Genomic DNA, 20,271 nt, shown 5'->3' with positions numbered 1-20,271 from the left:
GAAGGTGATCGCATGGAGCTTCCTGCAGAATTTACCGAAAACCTATTGACTCGCTACATATCGTATGCATCATGGTTTATAGGCCATAACACCGAAAGAGTCGCAAAGTCGATGAGGACGTCTAGTCGGCGGAGTGACTTGGACAGGATGTGGTTCAGGCCCCCGGCAAGCCGGCGCGATACCGAGGCGACAGTGACGACTGAAGCTTCAGGACACGCGCAGTACTACCGGGGACTGTTTTGCCCTCGGAGCCTTCGCACGGGCCCGGCGCCGGTGCGAAGGCTCTGGCACGCCCACCCTCCCAGCGGAATCGACGAGCAGCAGGCGTAGCCCGTTCCTGCTGGCGCGACCTACTCATTGATGATGCCGGGGCTCATCGTGAAGGTCCTGGCCGGGACGACCCGGTACGCGCTCGTGACGGTGACGAGGCTGTGTTGCCCGGAGCCCAGATGCAGGTCCGCGCGGCCAGCCTGCTCGGGCTTGGTGGGCGTGTCGGGGTTGTGTGGCGAACGCCGAGAGACAACGAGAGAGGGCGGGAGTCAGTGAGACTGACTCCCGCCCTCTTCTTTCGGCATCCGCCCTGGTCAGCGCTTGATCTGCGCTGACTACCGGCGAGTGCCCCCGGCAGGATTCGAACCTGCGCACACGGCTCCGGAGGCCCTGTGCGTCCCACCTATATTGGCTGGCCAGAGTGCCGGGTCCATGCTCAGGAGGCATGCCTGTCCATGAATGGTCCGCTGGGCCACCTCTGCCATCTCGGCCGGGCGAGGAAGTCGTTTAAGACTGCGACATCAAGCGCGTTGCCGTTTGTGGCTTTCCGGGGTAGTCCGGGTGTCGAGACGTGATGTCGGCTGTCTTGCGAGCCACCCCGTTGGCCGGGGGAGAAGTACGTGGACTGGCACGGCGAGTGCGTCTTCGCTGCGTGAAACATAGCGGGGCCTGGTCAGCTGCCATCGTAGGCAACCTGTACTCGTATGGTGCCCTTGGCCGTGTGCAGGAACGCGTCGCCCTGTCCGGCCAGAGCTTCGGCCCCGGTCTCGTCCAGGATGATACGGCTGTCGGTCGCGGTCTTGACCCTCAGGGCGAGTTGCGCGGGGAAGTTGGAGCGGATGGTCGTCGAGATGACGTCCGCGCTCGGGCGCTGCGTGGCGGCTATGACGTGGATTCCCGCAGCGCGGGCCTTCTGCGTCAGGCGCCTTAGCAGCGCTTCGATCTGCTTCTTCTCCTCGGGATCGCTGGTGAGGTCGGCGTACTCGTCCAGGACGATGACGATCCAGGGCTTCCGGTCTACTTTGTCGACCTTGGCGTTGTATTCGACAAGTTTGCGTGTGCGGATCGCCTTCATGTCCTTGTAGCGCACGGCCATCTCCTTGACCGTTTCCTCAAGAATCTCGATGGCGTCGGCGGCGTCCATACCGATCACGCCGTCAAGGTGAGGGTCGTCCTCGAAGTCGACAAGCTCAGTGCCCTTGGGATCGACGAGGCGGAGTCGCAGGGTGCTCTTGTCGTACCGGACCAGGCCTTTGAGGATCGTGTCCAGCGCGACGGACTTTCCTGATCCGGTAGTGCCGGCCACCAGCAGGTGTGGTGAGTCAGCGGAGGACAGGTCAATGGTGACCGGGTTACCTTCGATGTCGGCGCCTAGCGGGGCGATGAGGCTCTCAGAGTCGGCCGGGCACCGCTGCCACAGCGCCTTGGCATCGACCCCGTACTTCTCGTCGTCAATCTTGGGGATCTCGAAGAGCACGGAGCCGCGATCGCTGCGGGTGCGGATGCTGAACCCGGAGGGAAGTGTCAGGGCCAGGAAGATCTCGTCGCGCCGGTTGGTCAGCTTGTCCACGGTGACCCCAGCTTGGGGGATGAAACGGAAGATGTAGAAGCCGGGCCCTTCCTGCCACATGCCGATCTCCGGGGAAGTGACCTTGACGTTGTGGCGCTCGAAGACGTCAAGGATCTTGTTGTATCGAAGCCTCAGCTCCTCCTCGCCGAGCCCACCACGGTGAGCTTTCAGAAGGACAGGGTCCACCTTTGTAGCGGTGTGACGGGCAACTACCGAGCTCGGTACGGCCGCCAGGGCAGTCTCTCCGACGACCCCGACAGATGCCGTCGGTTCTTCCGAAGCAGGCAGTTCCGCGGGAGTTTCTGCCGAGGGCGTCTTGTCGCTGGTGTTTGGGACCTTCAAGCTCAAGTTGAGCTCCCCAGAGACAACAAGGGGTTCGGCATTGGCGGGGTCCTGGCTGGCACGCAGAGCGCCGATGAGGTTGAGCAGTTCGCGCTTGTTCAGCCTCAGCAGGGTGTGTTTGCCGAGGCTTCCGACCGGGGGGGCCGGCTGGTCGTCCTCGGCCGCGATAGCCACGACAATCCCGGTGATATGACCGAGTTGGACATCTCCGGAGCGCAGGGCGTCAAGGACCGCCGCCTCAACTTGACGTTGGTCGTCGTTGCCGATCACAGTTCGGGCTGGAAGTTCTGCGGCCTGTGAGGCGTTTCCACTGGTCTGAGCTATCGCGGCTGCAAGCTCATCCAGCCAGAAGCGGCGGTCGTGGCGAGCCTCGCCGTCCGAGCGGAAGGCATCCTTGCACAGGTCGGTGGTGCGGTTGAGCTGCTCCTCGGCCGAGCCGACGTCGAAAATCTGGCGGAACTTGGACTCGGCGACCAGGACATCCAGACGAACCGTGCCGTCGTCCTGGACGGTCAGCACGAACCGCCCCAGATCGGCACGGGTTTTGTGTCCGCGGCCGAACCAGCGGTGGTGCTCGTCGAAGCTGATCCAGGTGACCAGGCTCGTGCCCTGCCGAGACACGGGAAACTGCTGGTCGATGACGAACCGCGTTGCGACCAGGCCGACGACTTCGTTGACCGTGGTGCCGATGCCGAGGGAACGCAGCACGGCGCCAGGGGCCACGTTGCGGCCGACCTCGTAGAACCGCTTAGCGGTACCTTCGGAGTCCTGTGGGGTGACGACACCGATCTGCTCCAGACGGCGCCGCAGTCGTCGGACGACGAACTGTTTACCCGTCTGCGAGCTGACGATGAGGGTGTAGGACTCATTCTTGCCGACACTGGGCTTGACGAGGATGACGTCAGGACGGTTGCGCAGGGCATCGATCTGCTCACGGCCAATGAAACTGTCGAGGGTGACGACCCAGTGGGCCACGTGATGCAGGGTGGCAAACAACTTCTGATGTTGGTCGAACTGCACCTGCATCTCGAAGTAGTCGATGCCGTCGACACTTTCCCGGGAGACCGGGGAGCGGCGGTCGTAGCGTACACACAGGGTGGACCAGGCTTCGAGAATCTCGTCGGCGGTCTCGGGCAGCAGCGCTCGTACGACGTTCTCGCTGGTCTGAACCACATTGTGTGAGGCCGGGTGCTTCCAGAGATCGAAGTAGCCTGACAGAGAAGCCTTCTTGGTGCTCTGATTGATGCTGGTCTGGGTGCCGAACAGCGCCGGAGCCAGGGCGAGGTCGATGGTGTCCTCAAGCCCCGACAGGTCTGCTTCCTGGTCGGGCTCCCATGCCTGCAGGATAAGTTGGACGTCGGGCAGGAAGCTGTCCTCAGACATCTCGGTGCTGGAGAATTGCAGGTCGAAACCCTGGATGATCTCGTGATGGGTGGCCTGGGGAGCCAGCACGACCAGATCGAGCTTCAGACGAGGGTTCTTGGCCTGTACCTGCTTGGCCACGCGCATGGGCAGGACAGGGTCGCCGTTGCGGTCCAAAAGTAGTACTCGCAGGCCGTCGAGCTTGTGGGGGTAGGTCGTCAGGTAGTCGGTGATGACGCGGGCCATCTCATCGATCGCGGTCTCGTCGACGCTGGAGAGCCATTCCTTGGATTCGTTGCCGCCATGACGGACCGGAGCGTACTCCTCGTGCCCGGCCGATTCACGCATCGGAATGGCAACCGTGCCGCCGGGCCCGACGAGGACCGCCGGCGTCCCGTGGGGGGAGACACGGTCGATGGCATCGAAGAAGAGGTCCTCGTTCTCTTGGTTGAGGCTCAGACCTCCCTCTTTGTTCAGTGCGATCTTGATGCTGGCAGCGGCCTCCGCGTAGTTCTTTGCCAGCCAGCGCAGTTTCAGCGGGTGGGTGGCCAGCATCATCATGCGGTGATCGGTCAGCCTGACGACATCGGTCAGGACAACGGCCTCAAGGTCTGCGTCCGGAGCGTTATCGGGAACCAGGGTGGTGCGAGCTTCACGGAGGATACCTTCCCACTCGCGTACGTACTCCTCAATGTTCTCGGCGTCGAGCCCTTCGGAGAGCCGCTTGAAGTGCTCCCGCTTGAGGCGCTCCAGCTGGCCAGCGAAATGTGATTCGGGGGCAGGCACAGAATCATCGGACTGCCACTGCCGGGGGTCGTTGAATTTGTCGAGGAAGGTGTCGAAGGTCAGATTGCTGGGATAGCCAGGGGGAGTTCGCCAGCCGTGAATAAGGGCTGCCAGGGCGATCAATCCGGGGATACCCAGGGGGTCCCAGCGAAAGCGTCGCTGGGCGGCACCGTCCATCTCGACCAAGATGCGCAACGGGGCCCACTCGGTGTTCAGGTCGAACGGCTCGTTCTCTTCCTCCGGCAAGGACGGCTTGGCCCGCTCCAGCAGACCGTCCTTGATCTCCAGAGTCAGACGAAGACCTGTGGAGTCCTGGACGTCACGCAGGGTGCATGCGTACAGGAAGGCAAACAGCCAACGGCTCCACCGCCCGGCTTCCTGGTTGCCTTCAAGCCTGACGACAACGGAGCCTTCCTCTTCGTCGGAAAAATAGGTCAGCTCGCGCAGCAGTGCACGCAGTGGGTCCTGGACGAACTGAGAGTCCGGGAAGGCGAGCTTCTCCACTTTGCGGCGCGACCGCTTGGACAGCAGGTCGGCCAGCGGTTCGGCCCCATCGGCGGGCGCCTCGTCGAGGAAGCGCTGTGCGGATTCCTGGTCTCCGCGGTCGAGCGCGTCTTCGATCACCATGGCATCGAACTCGTCGACCCGCTCTGCGGCGTTCCTCTCGATCTCCTGCCGGACCTGCTGGCCCAGGCCGGTCCTTTTGGATTTTTGCTCGAAGACCTCGAGCCAGAGGGCCAGGTCCTGCTCGGAGCGCAGCTGACGAGGATTCTGCGGGGTAGGCCCACTGCGATTGAGGTTGAGTACGAGGCTGCGCATGCGCGTTCTGGCAGTCTCGGAGTCCGCACCGATGTGGCCCAGGGACTCCTCGCTGAACTCGGCCGTGGCGATGCGGTCTATCAGGTCGTCTTCGGAGATTTCCTTGCCGGTGGGCTGTTTGAAGGCACTAACCCAGACATTCTTCTTGATCCGGGCGGGCAGCGCGGCGGGTTTGATGAAGAGTTCTCGGTCCGGGAAGAGGTCAAGAGCGGGCAGGGCTGCAGAGATCTCGCGGCAGACCACGTCAGGGGTGTGAATCTGAGTTGCTGCGACCTTCTGCGCGGTCTCAACCAGGAAGGCCGCCCAGCGGTGCAAGGAACGGGGCTCTTCATCGGTGACGGCACGCCAGATCTCGGGCAGGGCGGTGACCATCAGGGCCGGAACGGTGCCGCTACCCGCCTCCTGCCATGCTTCTGCCATGAGCCTGTCGAACCCGCGCTCGCCGGAGGCATCGTGGTAGTCGCCCAGAATGGCGGCATCGTCAAGGACGTTCATGGCCGCCAGCCCCTGTGCGTCCGGAGACTCCCCCCACTCGAACAGCAACACGGCCGTACCCTGTCCCGAATTTCGCCACTTAGTAAGCTGGTCCTGCGGATCCAACAGGTAATCAACAGGTACGCCTTCGATCGGCTCTGAGGTGCCGACCTTGACGACAACCTGAAAGTCCGGCGACTCCAACAGCCTCTGGGCCGTGCGACGGAGAGCCCAGGTCACGGTCGGCCGATCGAACCCGCTGACTCGCAGGACGGCACGGGCTCCGTTGATCTCAGTGACCTTGCGGAGCGCTTCGTCGGCGACAAACCGACCGAGCGCTCGGATGCTGCTGTCGGTCACCGGGGCTCCCCTCGAACCATGCTGGTTGCATCTGAATATTGAGTGAGCAGACCGATAGCGGCCAGCTTCTCCCGGAACGCTTTGCCGTTGTGGTCAAGGATCGATGGGTCGACCTCATAGGCCAACGGGCTCGCAGCCGCGACCTTGTTCTCCACCACGAGCCCGTACTTCTCGTACAGCAGCGCGCAGAACTGGTCAAACTCCATCTCCGTGCCCTGCGGGATGGTGGCAGATACCAGGCCCTCAAGCATCGGGGGCTTCATGGTGAAGTGTCGGCGCCCGACCGTCGCATTCAGGGCTCCCACAGCGGCGAGGGTCTCACTGAAGAACGCTCGGGGCGAGGCGACCGCGTTGCCGGCCTCCTTGGTGAATCTTTCGTAGCGGAGTTTTCTGACCTCGTCCCCTTCGGCTTCGATTTCGTCGATCATTTCCCGAGCCTGGACGTTGATCGCGTTGACGATGTCGTTGCGAAAGCCGGTGAGGTTCTTCTGCGACTCTCTGCGCAGTGGGGTTGCCTCGTTGCCGAAGTCCAACAGGATCGACTCGCGATCGGTAGCGCCGAGCTTCCTGCGTGCAAGTTGCAGCTGGTGGCGCGCCAAGCAGTAGGGGACCCAGTGCATGAGGCTCTCGGTGCGCTTGGCTCTGGGAACCGTCGCAGTCCGAGCGACGATGTTGCGAGCCCCGTTCCTCAGCAGATCAGGCCACGGGCTGAGATCCTCGTGCAGCGTGATTTCTGCGTCTGAGCCCTGCACGGGCGCTTCGTCGTAGTCGAAGTCGTGCGCGCTGAGGGCCTTGGCAAGGTTGCCCAGCGGGGTTCCGCTGTCCTGTACGAGGTCGCCCAGGCCCTGTCGGGTCGCTTCCTTGCGGCCAGGATCAGGGTCGCTGCGTAGGACCTTGTATGCCCAGCTCCCACCATCGCGGAAGAGGTAGCGCTCGATATTCGGAGCATTGATGCCAGCAGCGACCTTGCTGGCCTGCTTGCGTTTCTTGGCGCTCTTCTTGGGGGAGGCATCGGTTCGCTTGATTCGTCGGTCGACTGCGTCGTAGTGGATGAGCTCACCGACGAATGGATAGATGTGCGCGCCGAACCAGCTGGGCTGGCTACGACGCCCAGGGATCTCGACTAGCAGGGACGAGAACAGGGCGTGGAGCGTTTCCATCGTCTCGGGAGAGTCCAGCTCAACGGCCTTGCCGAGTTCTTCGTCGCCCTCGACGATGCGGGTCCTGGTCGCGATCCGCCGGGCCAGGTCGTGCGAGGTCCTCTTGTAGGCCATGTCGGCTCCGTTGTCCAGGAGCCCTGCGAACTCCGCCGGGTCGTCCTGATGTGCCAAGTAGACGCCGCGGGTGATCGCGAGCATCTCAAGCGGGACGTAGAAACCGCGGCCCTGCTGTTCGAGATTCACCCCGAAAAGACGAAGGACGACCTCTGCCTTGGAACGATCAGCCATCACGCACGCACCGACCTGATCTTGTCGCCGACGTCGATCATGAGCTTCCTCATGATGTTGCCCACCAGTACCTGAATCTCGTCGTCCTTGTTCGACGAGTCAGCCAGCTCTGCCAGGGATCCACTCAGGCCGCGAATCTCTGCCTCGTGCTGGACCTCGCTACGCAGGCCTGCGGCCCACCGTGTCAGCAGCTCGAAGCGCAGAAGGTCCGCTTCCACCGAGACTGCGTCCTGGTCAGGGGCGACGGCCGGGATACGGATGTAGATGGCCCGGTTGAGCCACTCGACGGCGTTCTGTATCTCAGGGGTGACGCCCGTGCGACCTTCCTTTTGCCACTGGCTGACCTGGTCGACGACCTCGACGCCCTTGCTGGGCACTCGTCGGGAGATCACGGCCGCGTGGGCGCGGTGGGTGAAGAAGGCGGGGTCGAGTATGAAGAAGTCAGGGTTGCTTCCCGCCCGGTGGATGCCCTGGACGGCCTCCAAGCCCTTGAGGAACCGGTCTCGCACTCTGGTGTCTGCCAGGTCCCGGTTCTTGTCCTGGACGCTGACGAAGTCATCGCCGGCCTGCAGGCCCATGCGGGCGAACCGGTCCTTGTTGTCGTCGCTATTGAAGAAGTCAGCTCGTCGCAGGAACGTGTACAAGCCCCGCAACTGTTCGGCCTGCTTCTGGACGTCCCGACTCGTACGGACCTTCTGCAGGTAGCTGCTGGCGTCCGCGGGAGGGAAGTCTCCGGCTGTGTCCGGGTCCAGTCGGTCGTCGACCTGACGACGGGAGACCTTGCCCGGGTCCAGCTTGCGCAGCGCCAAGAAGGCAGGAACGAGATGACGCTGTTGCTGGGTCAGCCGATCACCGAAGAGCGCCTGGTGGTAGAAGTGGGGAGCCTGCCACAACCTGCTCGAGCGCGACCACTGGTACTTGGCATGGACGTTCTCACAGGACAGGCCGCCAGTGAGCATATAGCTCGTCACTGACAGCGCCTGACGGGTCGTGATTACGGCCCCGGTGCGCTCGGCCGCGGCGAACACGTCCCGGATCGCGGCCCGGCGCTGAGGCCCGCGGGTGGGATCGCTTAGCTCGTTGCGGTTGGCCAGGATTGGGCAGACCTTCCGTGCATCACAGGTCTCGCAAGGCTTCCACCGCGACCATTGCGTCGTCGTCCACTGCTTCAGGACCCAAGGGATGAGCCCACCGTTAGGGCTGTCGGCCGCTACGGACTGGTAGTTGAGGTTGATGACAGTAACTGTGCCATCGGGGTCGCTGACCTGCCCGCGGACAATGCCTTCCGTGAGGGTCTTCACCAGAATATTGGCGCGCCCGGTGCCGCCTTTGTCGATGTTGTCGTCTTCGGCGACGCACTTACGTAGCTGGCCCTCGTTTGCGCAGATGATCGCGACGCCCTCGTCCGGAGGGTCAAGCAGCTCCACGAGCTTGCGGGCGCCCGCCTCCGGGCTGAGCTCGCTGAGATCCCTGAGGATGTACAGCGGACGTCCGCTACGGGTCCAGCCAGCAGGGCGGCTGGCGTTGCCGGCCCCAGACAGCTCGCGGAAAACTGTCTTCCGGACGACATCTGGTGGGATCGTCTCAGCACCGACCTGCAGCTCGGCCAGAAGGCTGGCGCACAGGCTCGTCTTGCCATGCCCGGCGTCCCCGGTGAGGACGATGGTCTTCGCGGTCGGTCGCTCAATGGCGTTCAGCAGGTAGCTCAGCGTCACGACGGGGAACAGTGCCTGCGTCCAATCTGCCTGCAGCTCGTAGATCATCTCAGAGGTGTCGACGTCGAACGGCTGGTAACGACGTATCCGTTGGACGTGTTTGTTGACCTCTAGCGGCATGCTGCTGTCCTTCGTCGACCGAGCTGGGAGCGCTGCGGAAGTCTAACTGTGGGCACTCGTGACGATAAGTCAAATGGCATGTCAGAGCGCTGGAGTACGTCTGGTTCGCCAGCACGTGACTGTGTCAGGATCTTGAGAATCCTTGACCATCGTCCTTGGTGCTGAGGCGCGCTCGATGTTGACTGCGATCGCGGGTAGGACGTGCGAGACGTGGACCTTGACGACGCCTCGGTAGCAACAGCTCTCCCCTCGACGGCCGTTGACGAGCTCGTTCAGGGTGCCCTTGATGGTGGAAGGTGAGGCGTAGAACCTTCCTGATCGGCACGTCAGGGGCACTCAGGTACCGGTCTGCCGCTCGCGCTCATCCTTGATCGAGTACGATGACGGCTCGTTCCGCCAGTTCTACAAGCAAGCGCAGATAGGGGTCACACGTGGGCGAGCGGCACCCTCTGCAGGCCAAGCGGCGACCGAAGTTCGAGGAGGGCATCGGCTCTCTGCGAGTCGTGGACCTCTTCGCCGGCTGCGGTGGCCTCACCCTCGGTATTGCCCAGGCAGCCCACAAGCATGACGTCGCGCTCGATGTTCGTCTCGCGGTCGACTTTGAGGCAGCCCCCACCAAGGTTTTCAAGGCCAACTTTCCCAAGGCCAACGTCCAAGAGGCATCCGTTGAATCCTACTTCGACGGTGACCTCGGGGCCTCGTTGACCGATCAGGAGGCCGAGACTGTCTCCATGGTGGGTAAGGTGGAGCTACTGATCGGCGGGCCTCCGTGTCAGGGGCACAGCAACCTCAACAACCACACTCGCCGTAATGACCCCAAGAACCGCCTGTACCTGCGCATGGCTCGCGCCGCAGAGGTTCTGCGCCCCCGTGCGGTCGTCATAGAGAACGTGCTGGCCGTTATCAATGACAAGCAGCAGGTGGTCTCCCACGCCATCGCTCACCTTAAGAGGCTTGGATACGACGTCGCCACGAGGCATATCGACCTACTCAAGCTCGGAGTCGCTCAGACACGTAAGCGCCACATACTGCTGGCCGTCCGCGAAGACGCGCTGCCTACTGGCGTTTCGGCTGCTGACTTGCTGCAGATCGAGGACCACGACGCCTCACCCCATGACCTGCGTTGGGCGATCGGCGACCTGCTCGACGTTCGACCGAAGTCTTTCTTCGATGAAGCTTCCGTACCCAGCGCGGATAACCAGCGGCGTATGAAGTATCTCTTCGAGAACGACGAGCACAATCTGCCGAACGAAGAGCGCCCCGAGTGTCACCAGGGCAAGCACAATTACATCTCAATGTACGGCCGCTTGTGGTGGGACCGTCCGTCTCAGACCATTACCAGTGGTTTCAGTACGATGGGCCGCGGACGCTTTGTCCACCCTGGTGTCCCGCGATGTCTGACCGCCCACGAGGCCGCGCGAATCCAGGGATTCCCGGACTATTTCAACTTCGTCGACGAGAGAGCCAAGCCTCGCTACGAGCTCACGCGCACCGAGGTTCAGGTCATCATCGGCAACGCCGTACCTCCACCCCTAACCGAGGCGCTGACCTCCAAGCTCTTCGACACTGACGTTCTGCAGACGAAGGGCGACGCTCGCCAGCTGCTTGAGGACGACTTTACTGCCTCTGCTGTCGACCTCGCCTGCTGAGCCTGCAACGGGCTGATCCCATCCAGGTAGACGAATGCCCGCTGATGGCCTAGTAGTTCCCGCACCAGGTTGGCGTGGCCTTTTCCGTTATGCGATTGGCAAGCCTCCCTTGGCTGCTCCATGCGTTGCGGTCACCAATCAACGGTCATGCCATGGGTTCGACGGTGTTTCAGAAGTGGAGTCAAGGGTTGGCCGGCAGGGGGCGGTGGTGTCGGCCGGATAGGTGGACGCCCGCTTTAAGGGAGAGGCTGGGTGATCTCGGACCTGAGCTGCCGCGTCGCCAGCCGTCATGGCCGTAACCCTTCCGAGTCTCTAGGATCCGCGCTGAGTGTCTGACCGCATGTTCGGTTGTCCTCGGTAGGCGGCTGCCGTCAAAGGCCCGGACCATGAGGTCCGGGGCCTTTGGGCTGGTCCCCCCCCGGCAGGATTTGAACCTGCGACACCCGCTTTAGGAGTTCGATCCCGCTGCGCGCAGCCTCCCGGAACGGGGCTCAGTTGTCGCTCGTCGCTCCGGCCGCGGCTCCTCCAGTGCGGGACTGTGCGTGGCCGTTGATGTCAGCTGCTGATGTCAGCCCAACGCCCTATGCGCTGATGGGCAACGCTCTTGCCCGCTGGCGAGCTTGGGCTCGCAGCGTCGTGAGGCGATCGTGGAAGGCGTTGTGGCGGTTCTGGTCGAGGTTCAGCGGCAGATCGAGTTGAGAGATGAGCTCAGACTCCATGGTCCACGGTTCGTTCTGTTCGATCCAGCACACTCGTGCGTTCTCTGTCATCCACTGGCTGAGGGCGGCTTCGCCAGCCTTGCCGAAGGTCATACGGGTTCCGCTGCCCACGAGGCGGAGTTCTAGCCCGAGTAGGCAGCCGAGGGTAAGCCGCAGGGTTGAGCCGGCCGCGTTGCCTCGGTAGTGGTACCGCACGCGTTTGCGTAGATTCTGGGTGCTGGTTCGGTTCGCCATGTGTCGCGGAGCTATGCCGACGTAGAGCAGGCGTCCAGCAGCCAGGTCTGCGTGAGGCGCCTCCGTGAAATGCCACCCATAGACCCCTGCCACCGCCGGCACGGGGCTCGGCCGCATCAACACCTCGTGTGCTGACCAAAGCCGCTCAGGCTCGATGATGGCAGCACCGTCCACGGAGCCTCCAGGGTCGACCACGATTGGTGGCTGCAGGCTACTGCTAGCGACGGAGGTGCTTACAACAGGGCCTCTTCACAAGGTGTCTAGCGTTGCCGGAGATGGCTTAGCGTCTCTACGTCACTTTGCCCGAAGCCACCCGGCCCTACGGTTATCACCCAGTATCGTGATGCCATGCGCGTGTCTGTGCTGGTTGCGGGCGAGACGGATGTACGCCCCTTGCTGGACATCCTCCAAGGTTTGGATGTCGAAGAAGCCTGGGTGCTGCACAACGATCTCGGGGACCGGTTCATGCTCGACCCAGTCCCCGACTGCGTCGTTGGCGTGTTGACCTTGGAAGACTTGAGCCAGTCAGCCAAAGGCAAGCCCTTCTCCAACGCGGATGTCGGCCTGCGTATGGGGCTCGCAGCAGGGCGAGGGGTACCCACGCTCGTCATCGCACCGGCGCCCATCCAAGCGACATCACCTGACCCACTCATCACGACGGTCACATGCTCCCTAGACGCCACTGACGCCCTCACCGATCATGTCTGGGCCTTTACCGCCATGCTTGATCTGCCGGTTAAGAAACGGGTGCCCGCTTCTCAGGGAGAGCGTCTGGGCGATGCCGCCGGATACCTTGCTGAACTCGACCGTCTCGACTGGGGGAGCGGCTCGCTCGGCATGAAGCTTGAGCGGCTTGTCAGCCGAGTGCTAATGGCGACTGGGGCGGCAGTTGTGGAGCCTGAAGCCAGTTCTTTGGGTGATCGTGTCGATATTGCATTCCTGCCGTCCCCTGATTCCCCTGACATTGTACTGATCGAGCTTAAGACAGGGCATCTGCAAGAAACGCAGCTTGAACAAGCCGAGGAGCAACTACAGAAATACGTGATTGACCGCCAGGCCAGGTACGGGCTGGTGCTCTATCACGATCTGAGTGGCAAGCCGCTCAAGAGTCGACACCCCACGCCACTTATCGTCCGCATGTCTGCCCGTCAGTTCATTGAGAAGCTTGCCAGCGAGCCGCTTCCCAAGGTGCTGGATGCTGCTGTAGTCGAAGCAGTGGGGCGGATTTGACATGACCGATTACTCGGCCACCAAGGTTCAGGACCTGATCAGCCAAGGAGCCGACAAGCGTCTCACCACTAAGGCGCGTGGTGACGCCTTAGAGGAACTCTTCTGCTACCTACTCAACGAGCTTCCGGGTGTCCGAACCCGCCGCAACTCCATTGATCTGTTCAGAAGCGCCGAAATTGATATTGCCGTACTGAACGGCCGAGTGGCGCCGTGGCTGGGTGCGTTCCCATTTCTTTTCCTGGTAGAGTGCAAGAACTGGGATGACCCAGTAGATAGTGCGACCGTAGCGGCGTTTAAGACCAAGCTGGAAAATCGTTCCGTAGAGCTTGGCATAATCGTCGCGGCCAACGGCATCACTGGTGACGAGCAGGATAGAAAAAGCGCACACCACGTCATTGACCTAGCACAGGCGACAGGCCGCCGCATCCTGGTCATCACCCTCAGTCAACTTGCAGCTATTCGCACGACTGATGATTTCGAGTCCCTACTTGCTGACCGCTTGCTTCATCTGGTGGCAACGGGTTCATTTTGATGGCTGGGCGACGCGGGCCGCGCGCACTCATAGGCTGCATCAGCTGCCAGAATGTCCCCGAAGTGACGTGGTCAACGCTAAGGTCAGAAGCGGAAACCGAAGAGGCCGCCATCCTCGAACTCATCAAAAAGACGCACTGGGAGCACTTTCCCCTTGGAGTTATACCCCTTGCGCTCCGCCTTTTCCAGGTCGTCGGAATTGAGTGTAGCGATGTACTGCATGCTTTCCTGCTCCATGACTTCCGCCGCCAGCTCCAAGGCATCGCGGAGTTGACGATCGTCAACACCGTCGAAGAGATGGCTGTCGTGGACTAGAAAGTCGGGACCGCGTCCGTGACGTTTGGCGACAACTGCAACCGCAAGGTCGAAACAGAAGATCACCATGTTGCTGATTCCGCGGCTGTCGTCGCTATCGACGTGGGGAACGATCCGAAGGCTGCTGGGGCCGGCGTCGAACTCCAGATATGCCTGACGGCCGGAGCCGTACAGGCGCTGGGCAAAGGCGGAGAAAAGGACGGTGGCCTCACTGGTCTGCCGGCCCCGTTCGTCCAAGTCGTCCTTGAGAGCACGCTGTAGGCTTACACGTTTGGCCTTAATTTCCAGGGCGCTTGCTTCGAGGGTCTGTGCGGCCTCATAGCGATGACGCAGCGCCTCTACCGACGCCTGCTTTTGGGCAAGGGCCTGCTGGAGGGCGGTGAGTGCTTCGAGGGCGCCACCTTCTTCGAGTGTGCGCATGACGTGTTGCAGTTCTTCACCCAGTGCCTCGCGCAGTGTCGCGCGGACCTCGAGCTGCGTCTCGACCGAGTCGATCTCCTCGGCGAGATAGCGCTGTCGGTTACGGACAATCGACCTGTGGAAGTCTTTCACGTCGTCGAAACGGCGCTTGATCTGTTCGCCGAGCACGATGCCCAGCTCTCGATAGACGGGCTCTAGATACTTCACGTCCCCGTCTGTTGTGTCTCTTACAGCGTCCCGCAGATCGGACAGGTTCCGTCGATCAATAGTGTCAATAGAGTTGAGGTTCCGGATTTCTCGGTCGATCTCGTCGGCGCGTCGCTTCAGCTCCTCATACTGCGGTACGACACGGAAGGACTTGATCTGCTCCTCAAGCCGTCGTACATCTTCCTCAGCGATGGTCATCTGCCCTCTGAGCTCCGCGGTGCTGCCGACGATCCTTCCCCAGACCGGGTCATTCACGGCCTGGCGCAGCTGCCGACGGGTTGCCTCGCGCGCGGAGATCTCGCGGTAACCGGCAGCCAGCTTCCAGTCGAGGCCGAGGAGGTAAGCGAGGTTGGTCGCCGCGTCGGCTTCCGACTGCTGACTATATGTGCGGGTCGGGGAGTTGAAGGCATGGCTAGAGATCCGGCGGATCAGGAAAGACAACATAGTCCGGCCGCTCAGCCCCGGATGGTCTCCACGCAGACCGAATAGGCTCGACTCAATCAGCTTCGTCCATCGCGCCACCGGAATATCTACGGGACCCGCGATGCCGGCGTCGAATAGCGAATCGCCGCCAGGGCCATTCGCCACGATGTCTTGGCTAAGCCGCACGACCTCTGGACGCGCCCCGCTTCGCGTCACCGTCAGCCGACCGCTGTCGGTTCCGGGCCAGTCCAGTTCGAGGCTGAAGGCGATGTCCCTCAGGGCCTTGCGTGCGGGCAGGCTCTTTTTGTCGGCACGGGCGCCCAGAAGGAAATGGAGTAGTTCCACCATACTGGACTTGCCCGTGCCGTTGCGACTGTCCTTCTCCCCGGAGATCTCCGTGGTCTCGGCCACGAGGAGGTTGAGTCCGGGTGCGAAATCGAGGTGGCGGAACCTTGGATCGTCGGCGCTCAGTCGCCGCAACATCAGGGCCTCCTGGGCATCAGCAACTCGTCACGGAGTTCAACGGCTCCGAGTGCGTGCAGGACATCCAGGGCGAGAACGAACCAGCTAAATGAGATGGGTGAACGGTGGCCGAGCTCGGCGCGCCGCGTCTTGAGCCGGGCCCACGCCTGGCTAACGGTGAGGGGTCCGTCAAGTTCCTGAAGGATCTGGGCGCCGACGGCCAGCAGTGACCGGTCCGGGGCGATGCCCTTGGTGGGGGTCAGCATGTCAGGCGCTCCCAAAGCTGCTGGAGAAGCCGTCTGGGGACCAGTCCTCGGGGGCATTCTCGAAGATGTGACAGTGCTCGAAGAAGTGGGCGAGCACAACCCAACCAGCGCTGAGCTCGCGGACGCTGTGCAACCGGTTGCCGTGGATGTAGTGCTGAAGGTCCAGGAGGATCTCCTCCGGGTCATTGCTACGTGTGAGGGCGGCTCTGTACTCCTGCGCGAATGAGGCGGCAACTTCGTCATGTTCGAAGGGGTCGTACACACCTGCGTAGTACTGGGCGACCAGATGCGTGAAGCGCATCCCTGTGATGAGATTGTCCCGTTCGTCGCCAACGATCCGGTTGAAATCGAGCTTTTTCTCACTCACTTCGGCCAGGCTCATCAGCGGATCGGCCGTTCGGCGATGGTCCCTCAGGTGGGCAAGTAGAGGCGCAAGATCTGCCATGCCTACGCCGTACGTCAGTTCTTCAATGGGTATCTCGCAGCCGAGTATGTACTCCACTGTCTCCCGCGGCAGTGGCAACAGCTCGGTCCATAGGCGCCTACGCCCCATCTGCTCGAAGCTGAGCGTCGGGTGTGCGCTGCGGGCACCGACCAGCATGGTCGCGACTTCCGGGTGAACGCCACGCAGGTCGTTGTGGACAAAGACGAACGTGCCGAACTGCCCTGGCCGCTGCAGCAGCGCGGAGTCCAGGTCGTCGTGGAACTTCTTGCGGACCTTCGTCGCATCGAAGGTGTATGGCGCGTAACACGCGTAGAGCCTGCCAGCGTGCAGGCTGAGGCCGTCGGATCCCTGGTCGCCGAGCTTCCCGTGGGTGCGTACATCGAGGAAGTCCGGGTACCGGGCGCACATCACGTCGTGGAAGAAGCTCTCGAACGCCTCCCCGTGCAGATCAGCGAGCTTCTCGCGAAACTTGATGTGCGCATACATGCGTTGTGCGCCGTTCACGGCCCCCTCCCCCCAACAACCCCTGGTCGCCTCCAACACGACGGTCAGTGGTCACAGTAGTCGCGCGGAAACGTGCATTGAATACCCAGTGTCTCTATACCCTGTCAGGTGAGTGCGTATGAGAGTTCCAAGATCACCAGATAGTAGATCATGGTGGCCCTTGCTGGGGTGCAGAAGACCTGCGATCTTGCTGGTCTGGTTGGTGTTGCAGTGCGTCTGGGTGGGTGTCGTCGGTGGTCGCTGTTAAACAGCCTCGGACGGAAGCCCAGAGAGGGCCACGGGCATTGTGTCCGGGCGCGCTGACGTTGTCGCCATCTGCCCCTCGATGCGAACTATGGGCGCGACGGTCGCTGAGGTCTGCCGAGCCGCTCACCCGGTGTCCTAGGCATACGGAGGGTCGATGACGGGCGCGGCAGTTGCTGTACTTCGCTGCTGTATGGCGCGCCGTCCGTCATGTAGGGGCATCCTTCGCCACCTGCTGGATTGTGGTGCCAGGGCTACGGACGGAGACCGCTAAGAGCGCACACACGTGGACTACCAGCGGCGGCCCCGTGAGAATGCTGGCATGCGATACGCCTCGGACGGTGACCCGGAACTCCAGGAGGTCATCCGTCGCTACGTCACTCCCGGGAGGAGCGCAGATCGGCGCTACCTGAAGCTGCTGGGCGGACAGTTCGCACGGCACAAGGAATCCGATCAGATCGGCTTCATGCGCGCGCTAGCTGCGGACGCAGAGCAGATCACCGACCGTGAACTGGGCATACTTCTCGACTGCGAGTGGCGATCGCGCATCACCGCGGCCTGGCTCATCGGGATCAATCGTCGCCACCAATTCCGCGAGCGCCTGGGGACGATGCTGCTGGCGAGCGAGCTGACCTACGCCGGCCAGGGCTACTGTTTCGCACTCGCCCGCCTCGGCGCTGAAGAGGACGCAAAGATCCTTACCGCCTACCTGGAGCACTACCTGCCCCGGGACGACTGCCAGTACGACCAGCCCTGGGCACTGGGCGCTCTCCTGCACATCGATGAACGTTTGGGCACCCATCACGCCGTGGACTATCTGCAGCCCGACGGACTCTGGCAGCAATGGGCCAAAGGCCGATTCGATGCCGCCGCCCAGAAGGAGCGCATCGACGCGCTCAGCTCCCTCGTTGATCTGACCCTCGGTTGAGTGCGAAGCCGGTGCGTAGTGGCTTTGGGGCGGGAGTTTCAGTGATCGAGTCAAGGGCTCATGGGGCACTTGATCAGTTCTTCTGGAAGTGGTGGGTCGATTTCCTGACGTGCATCGCTCACAGCCGCCAATGCTCTGATCTGCGATTTGACCGTGGTTGCTTGTCACCACAGGTCGTCACTGAGCACCCCCGCACGGCCCAGAGACGGCCCACTTACTCGTCGGCCCGTCCATGCTGAGACCGAGGTCTCCGCAGAAGATGCGGACAACCACCGCGCTTGCTCTCAGTCGGTGCCGCCTCCAGTGACGCCGTACTCCTTTAATGCTGTGCAGTCGGCCCGGGCGACGGGCGACACTGACGCAATGGATCAGATTCAGGAGATCGTGGGGCTGGTCGGCGGTGTGCTGGGCTCAGAGGCCATCGGTACCTACCTCCACGGGTCCTCCGTGCTCGGCGGCCTCAGGCCTGCCAGCGACGTGGACGTGCTGGTCGTCTCCCGGCGGCGGATGGACGAGCAGGAGCGACGGGCACTTCTCGGTGGACTGCTCGGGATCTCCGGCTCCCGGAACCAGGCCCGTCCGTCGAGCTCACCGTGGTCGTCCAGTCCGAGGTCCGGCCGTGGCGGTACCCGCCGACCGGCGATTTCCTGTATGGCGAGTGGCTGCGCGCCGAGTACGAGGCCGGGGAGGTCCCCCGGCCGGAGCCGATGCCCGATCTGGCTCTGCTGATCACCATGGCACTGGCCGGCGACCACCCCCTCACCGGCCCGAGTCCGGCGCAGGTCCTCGACCCCGTCCCGCGCGCCGACCTGGTCCGGGCGAACGTGGCGGGCATCCCCGGCCTGCTCGACGACCTTAACGGCGACACCCGCAACGTCCTGCTGACCTTCGCCCGCATCTGGACCACGCTCGCCACCGGCGAGATCAGGTCGAAGGACGCTGCCGCCGACTGGGCCCTCGCCCATCTCCCGCCCGAGCACCGCCCCGCCCTCGAGCACGCCAGGCAGCTCTATCTCAACTACCGCTACTCCGAGGAGAGCTGGAGCGACGCGTTGCAGGCGCAGGTGCGTCCGCATGTGGACCGTGTGCTCGCCGAGATCGACCGGTTGCGCACCCGGCCCCCGCGGACGTAAGGGCCGCTGCCTGAAGCCCCGGGTGTCGAACCTGACGGTGGTCCAACCGCGTTCGGCCGGGCCCTCCAGCACGGGCAGCCTCCGGTGCGGCCTCCCGCCCGGGGCTCCTCCGCGCGGCGGATGCCCTGGCCTGGTTGGCTGCTGCTGTGAAGCAAGCGCATGAGGTCGGTGTAGCGGGTTTGGCCGGTGGCCTGCCTGGGCTGGGGTCGAGCATGGGCAGGGGGCTGTACGCTGGTTGGCTACTCGGGCAGGCTTGTCTCCTGCCCGCAATGTGTCCGAGCGGCCCCCTGGTCTTGCTCGACGCGGGTCCCGGACCGGGTAGGTGGGTAAAGCCGCGGAGCCGACCGTCCCAGCCACAGAGGGGTTCGCCCCCCATCAAGCCCTCGCCGTTGGCGTGCGGCCGGCGGCCGGGCCGGAGCGGGACGGAGGCAGGAGCGTCGGCCCGAGGCGCCGGGCCGCGCGCCCGGCGGAGCGTGAGCGACGCCGGGTGCCTTGATGAGGTAGAGAAATCTGTAACAGCCCAGCGCTTCGCTTGGTTGTCATGTCTCGGTTGATGGTTGACAGTGTGGCTTCACCTGATGCTTGACACCGCTTGCCTCGGCTTGGCCGTGTGCGTCTGATTCGGCGCGTGCGGGAGGGTCGAGGCCGGCGCCCCTGCTCAAGAGGAACAAGCTTCCGTGGTGTTGTACGTATCGCAAATGTAGAACTCGCCGTTGAAGGGCGACTCAAGAAGTGGCTTGCCGGATTTGCCGAGAAGCTTTGCCTTCACGGTCACTAGAGACCACTCGCTTGTGATCTTGATTCTGAGCTTTGCGCTGGAGCCGTCTGGCCACTTGAAGGTCAAGCGTTCCCAGTTGATGTCGGGGAACGGTGTTTGGTAGGCCTGAACCACCGCATCGTCTCTAAGCATCTGCTTGGTGATCTTCATGCCCTTGGGGACGTTCACAGTGGCGATGGGGCAAATGATGCTTTCACGGGTGCAATCTTCGGGTGACGTGGTGGTGACGTCGAAGTCTTGCATGCAGTGAAACTTTGAGCTGACGAAACAGACGCTGTCTGTAGTGGGATCGAAGCCTGCTGGGGCTGTGAAGGTCGGGGGTCCCGGACGCGACACGGCTGGTCTTGTGCTCGCGGCCTTCGTAGGCTGTGCTGCTGACGGGGCGCCACATGCTACGAGGGACGCTCCGGTCACGAGGGCGGCAAGTGCAACTTTCATCACGATCACTTGTATAAGTGTTCGATGCGGGATGATCAAGCTGCGTCATGAGAGGCATGCTGAGTCTTGCGATCTTGAGT

General features: G+C 62.8%; 12 protein-coding genes, 1 tRNA gene and 1 pseudogene. 5 read left to right on the top strand and 9 right to left on the bottom strand.

The window, feature by feature from the left end; all coding sequences use genetic code 11:
• Positions 1–616: 616 nt before the first annotated feature.
• From ACWDAS_RS06980 to ACWDAS_RS06965, 4 genes are all read right to left on the bottom strand, one after another.
• Positions 617–687 (bottom strand) — tRNA-Arg (locus tag ACWDAS_RS06980).
• Between the two features lie 256 nt (positions 688–943).
• Positions 944–5,983: an FtsK/SpoIIIE domain-containing protein gene (locus ACWDAS_RS06975; protein WP_450387795.1), complete on the bottom strand. Its 5,040-nt coding sequence runs from the start codon at positions 5,981–5,983 to the stop codon at positions 944–946.
• Positions 5,980–7,386, bottom strand: a complete 1,407-nt coding sequence (locus ACWDAS_RS06970) for a hypothetical protein (RefSeq protein ID WP_450387794.1) — start codon at positions 7,384–7,386, stop codon at positions 5,980–5,982. Before ACWDAS_RS06970 ends, ACWDAS_RS06975 begins: the two co-directional genes overlap by 4 nt.
• 44 nt (positions 7,387–7,430) lie before the next feature.
• Positions 7,431–9,266, bottom strand: coding sequence for a hypothetical protein (locus tag ACWDAS_RS06965; protein WP_450387793.1), 1,836 nt, complete (start codon positions 9,264–9,266; stop codon positions 7,431–7,433).
• A gap of 431 nt (positions 9,267–9,697) precedes the next feature.
• Here ACWDAS_RS06965 and ACWDAS_RS06960 point away from each other — a divergent pair, with 431 nt between their 5' ends.
• Complete coding sequence (locus tag ACWDAS_RS06960; protein WP_450387792.1) at positions 9,698–10,915, top strand: DNA cytosine methyltransferase; 1,218 nt, start codon at positions 9,698–9,700, stop codon at positions 10,913–10,915.
• A 581-nt stretch (positions 10,916–11,496) separates the two neighbouring features.
• Here ACWDAS_RS06960 and ACWDAS_RS06955 read toward each other — a convergent pair.
• On the bottom strand, positions 11,497–11,985 hold the full coding sequence (locus ACWDAS_RS06955; protein ID WP_450387927.1) for a GIY-YIG nuclease family protein: 489 nt from the start codon (positions 11,983–11,985) through the stop codon (positions 11,497–11,499).
• A 231-nt stretch (positions 11,986–12,216) separates the two neighbouring features.
• On the opposite strand from ACWDAS_RS06955, the gene ACWDAS_RS06950 reads away from it, so the two are divergent.
• Both ACWDAS_RS06950 and ACWDAS_RS06945 read left to right on the top strand, forming a co-directional pair.
• Positions 12,217–13,098, top strand: a complete 882-nt coding sequence (locus tag ACWDAS_RS06950; protein ID WP_450387791.1) for a hypothetical protein — start codon at positions 12,217–12,219, stop codon at positions 13,096–13,098.
• Between the two features lies 1 nt (position 13,099).
• A complete protein-coding gene (locus tag ACWDAS_RS06945; protein ID WP_450387790.1) occupies positions 13,100–13,630 on the top strand; it encodes a restriction endonuclease in 531 nt (176 codons plus the stop codon).
• 83 nt (positions 13,631–13,713) lie between these two features.
• Here ACWDAS_RS06945 and ACWDAS_RS06940 read toward each other — a convergent pair whose 3' ends face one another.
• The 3 genes from ACWDAS_RS06940 to ACWDAS_RS06930 are packed head-to-tail and all read right to left on the bottom strand — an operon-like array spanning position 13,714 to position 16,671.
• Complete coding sequence (locus ACWDAS_RS06940; protein ID WP_450387789.1) at positions 13,714–15,477, bottom strand: ABC-three component system protein; 1,764 nt, start codon at positions 15,475–15,477, stop codon at positions 13,714–13,716.
• Positions 15,477–15,722 (bottom strand): ABC-three component system middle component 6, encoded by a 246-nt coding sequence (locus ACWDAS_RS06935; protein ID WP_450387788.1) that lies wholly within the window; start codon positions 15,720–15,722, stop codon positions 15,477–15,479. Before ACWDAS_RS06935 ends, ACWDAS_RS06940 begins: the two co-directional genes overlap by 1 nt.
• 1 nt (position 15,723) lies before the next feature.
• Complete coding sequence (locus tag ACWDAS_RS06930; protein ID WP_450387787.1) at positions 15,724–16,671, bottom strand: ABC-three component system protein; 948 nt, start codon at positions 16,669–16,671, stop codon at positions 15,724–15,726.
• A 565-nt stretch (positions 16,672–17,236) separates the two neighbouring features.
• Between ACWDAS_RS06930 and ACWDAS_RS06925 the strand changes: the two genes are divergently transcribed.
• Positions 17,237–17,842, top strand: a complete 606-nt coding sequence (locus ACWDAS_RS06925) for a DUF6000 family protein (RefSeq protein ID WP_450387786.1) — start codon at positions 17,237–17,239, stop codon at positions 17,840–17,842.
• Between the two features lie 363 nt (positions 17,843–18,205).
• A pseudogene (locus ACWDAS_RS06920) lies at positions 18,206–18,975 on the top strand (aminoglycoside adenylyltransferase family protein).
• Between the two features lie 658 nt (positions 18,976–19,633).
• Here the strand turns inward: ACWDAS_RS06920 and ACWDAS_RS06915 are convergent.
• The gene (locus tag ACWDAS_RS06915) at positions 19,634–19,996 is read right to left on the bottom strand and encodes a hypothetical protein (protein ID WP_450387785.1); all 363 of its coding nucleotides are present in this window, start codon (positions 19,994–19,996) and stop codon (positions 19,634–19,636) included.
• Positions 19,997–20,271 lie beyond the last annotated feature (275 nt).

The organism is Streptomyces sp. NPDC001070 (genome assembly GCF_053598835.1).
The sequence above is the reverse complement of the archived record's forward strand: the minus strand, read 5'-3'. Positions and strand labels throughout refer to the sequence as shown.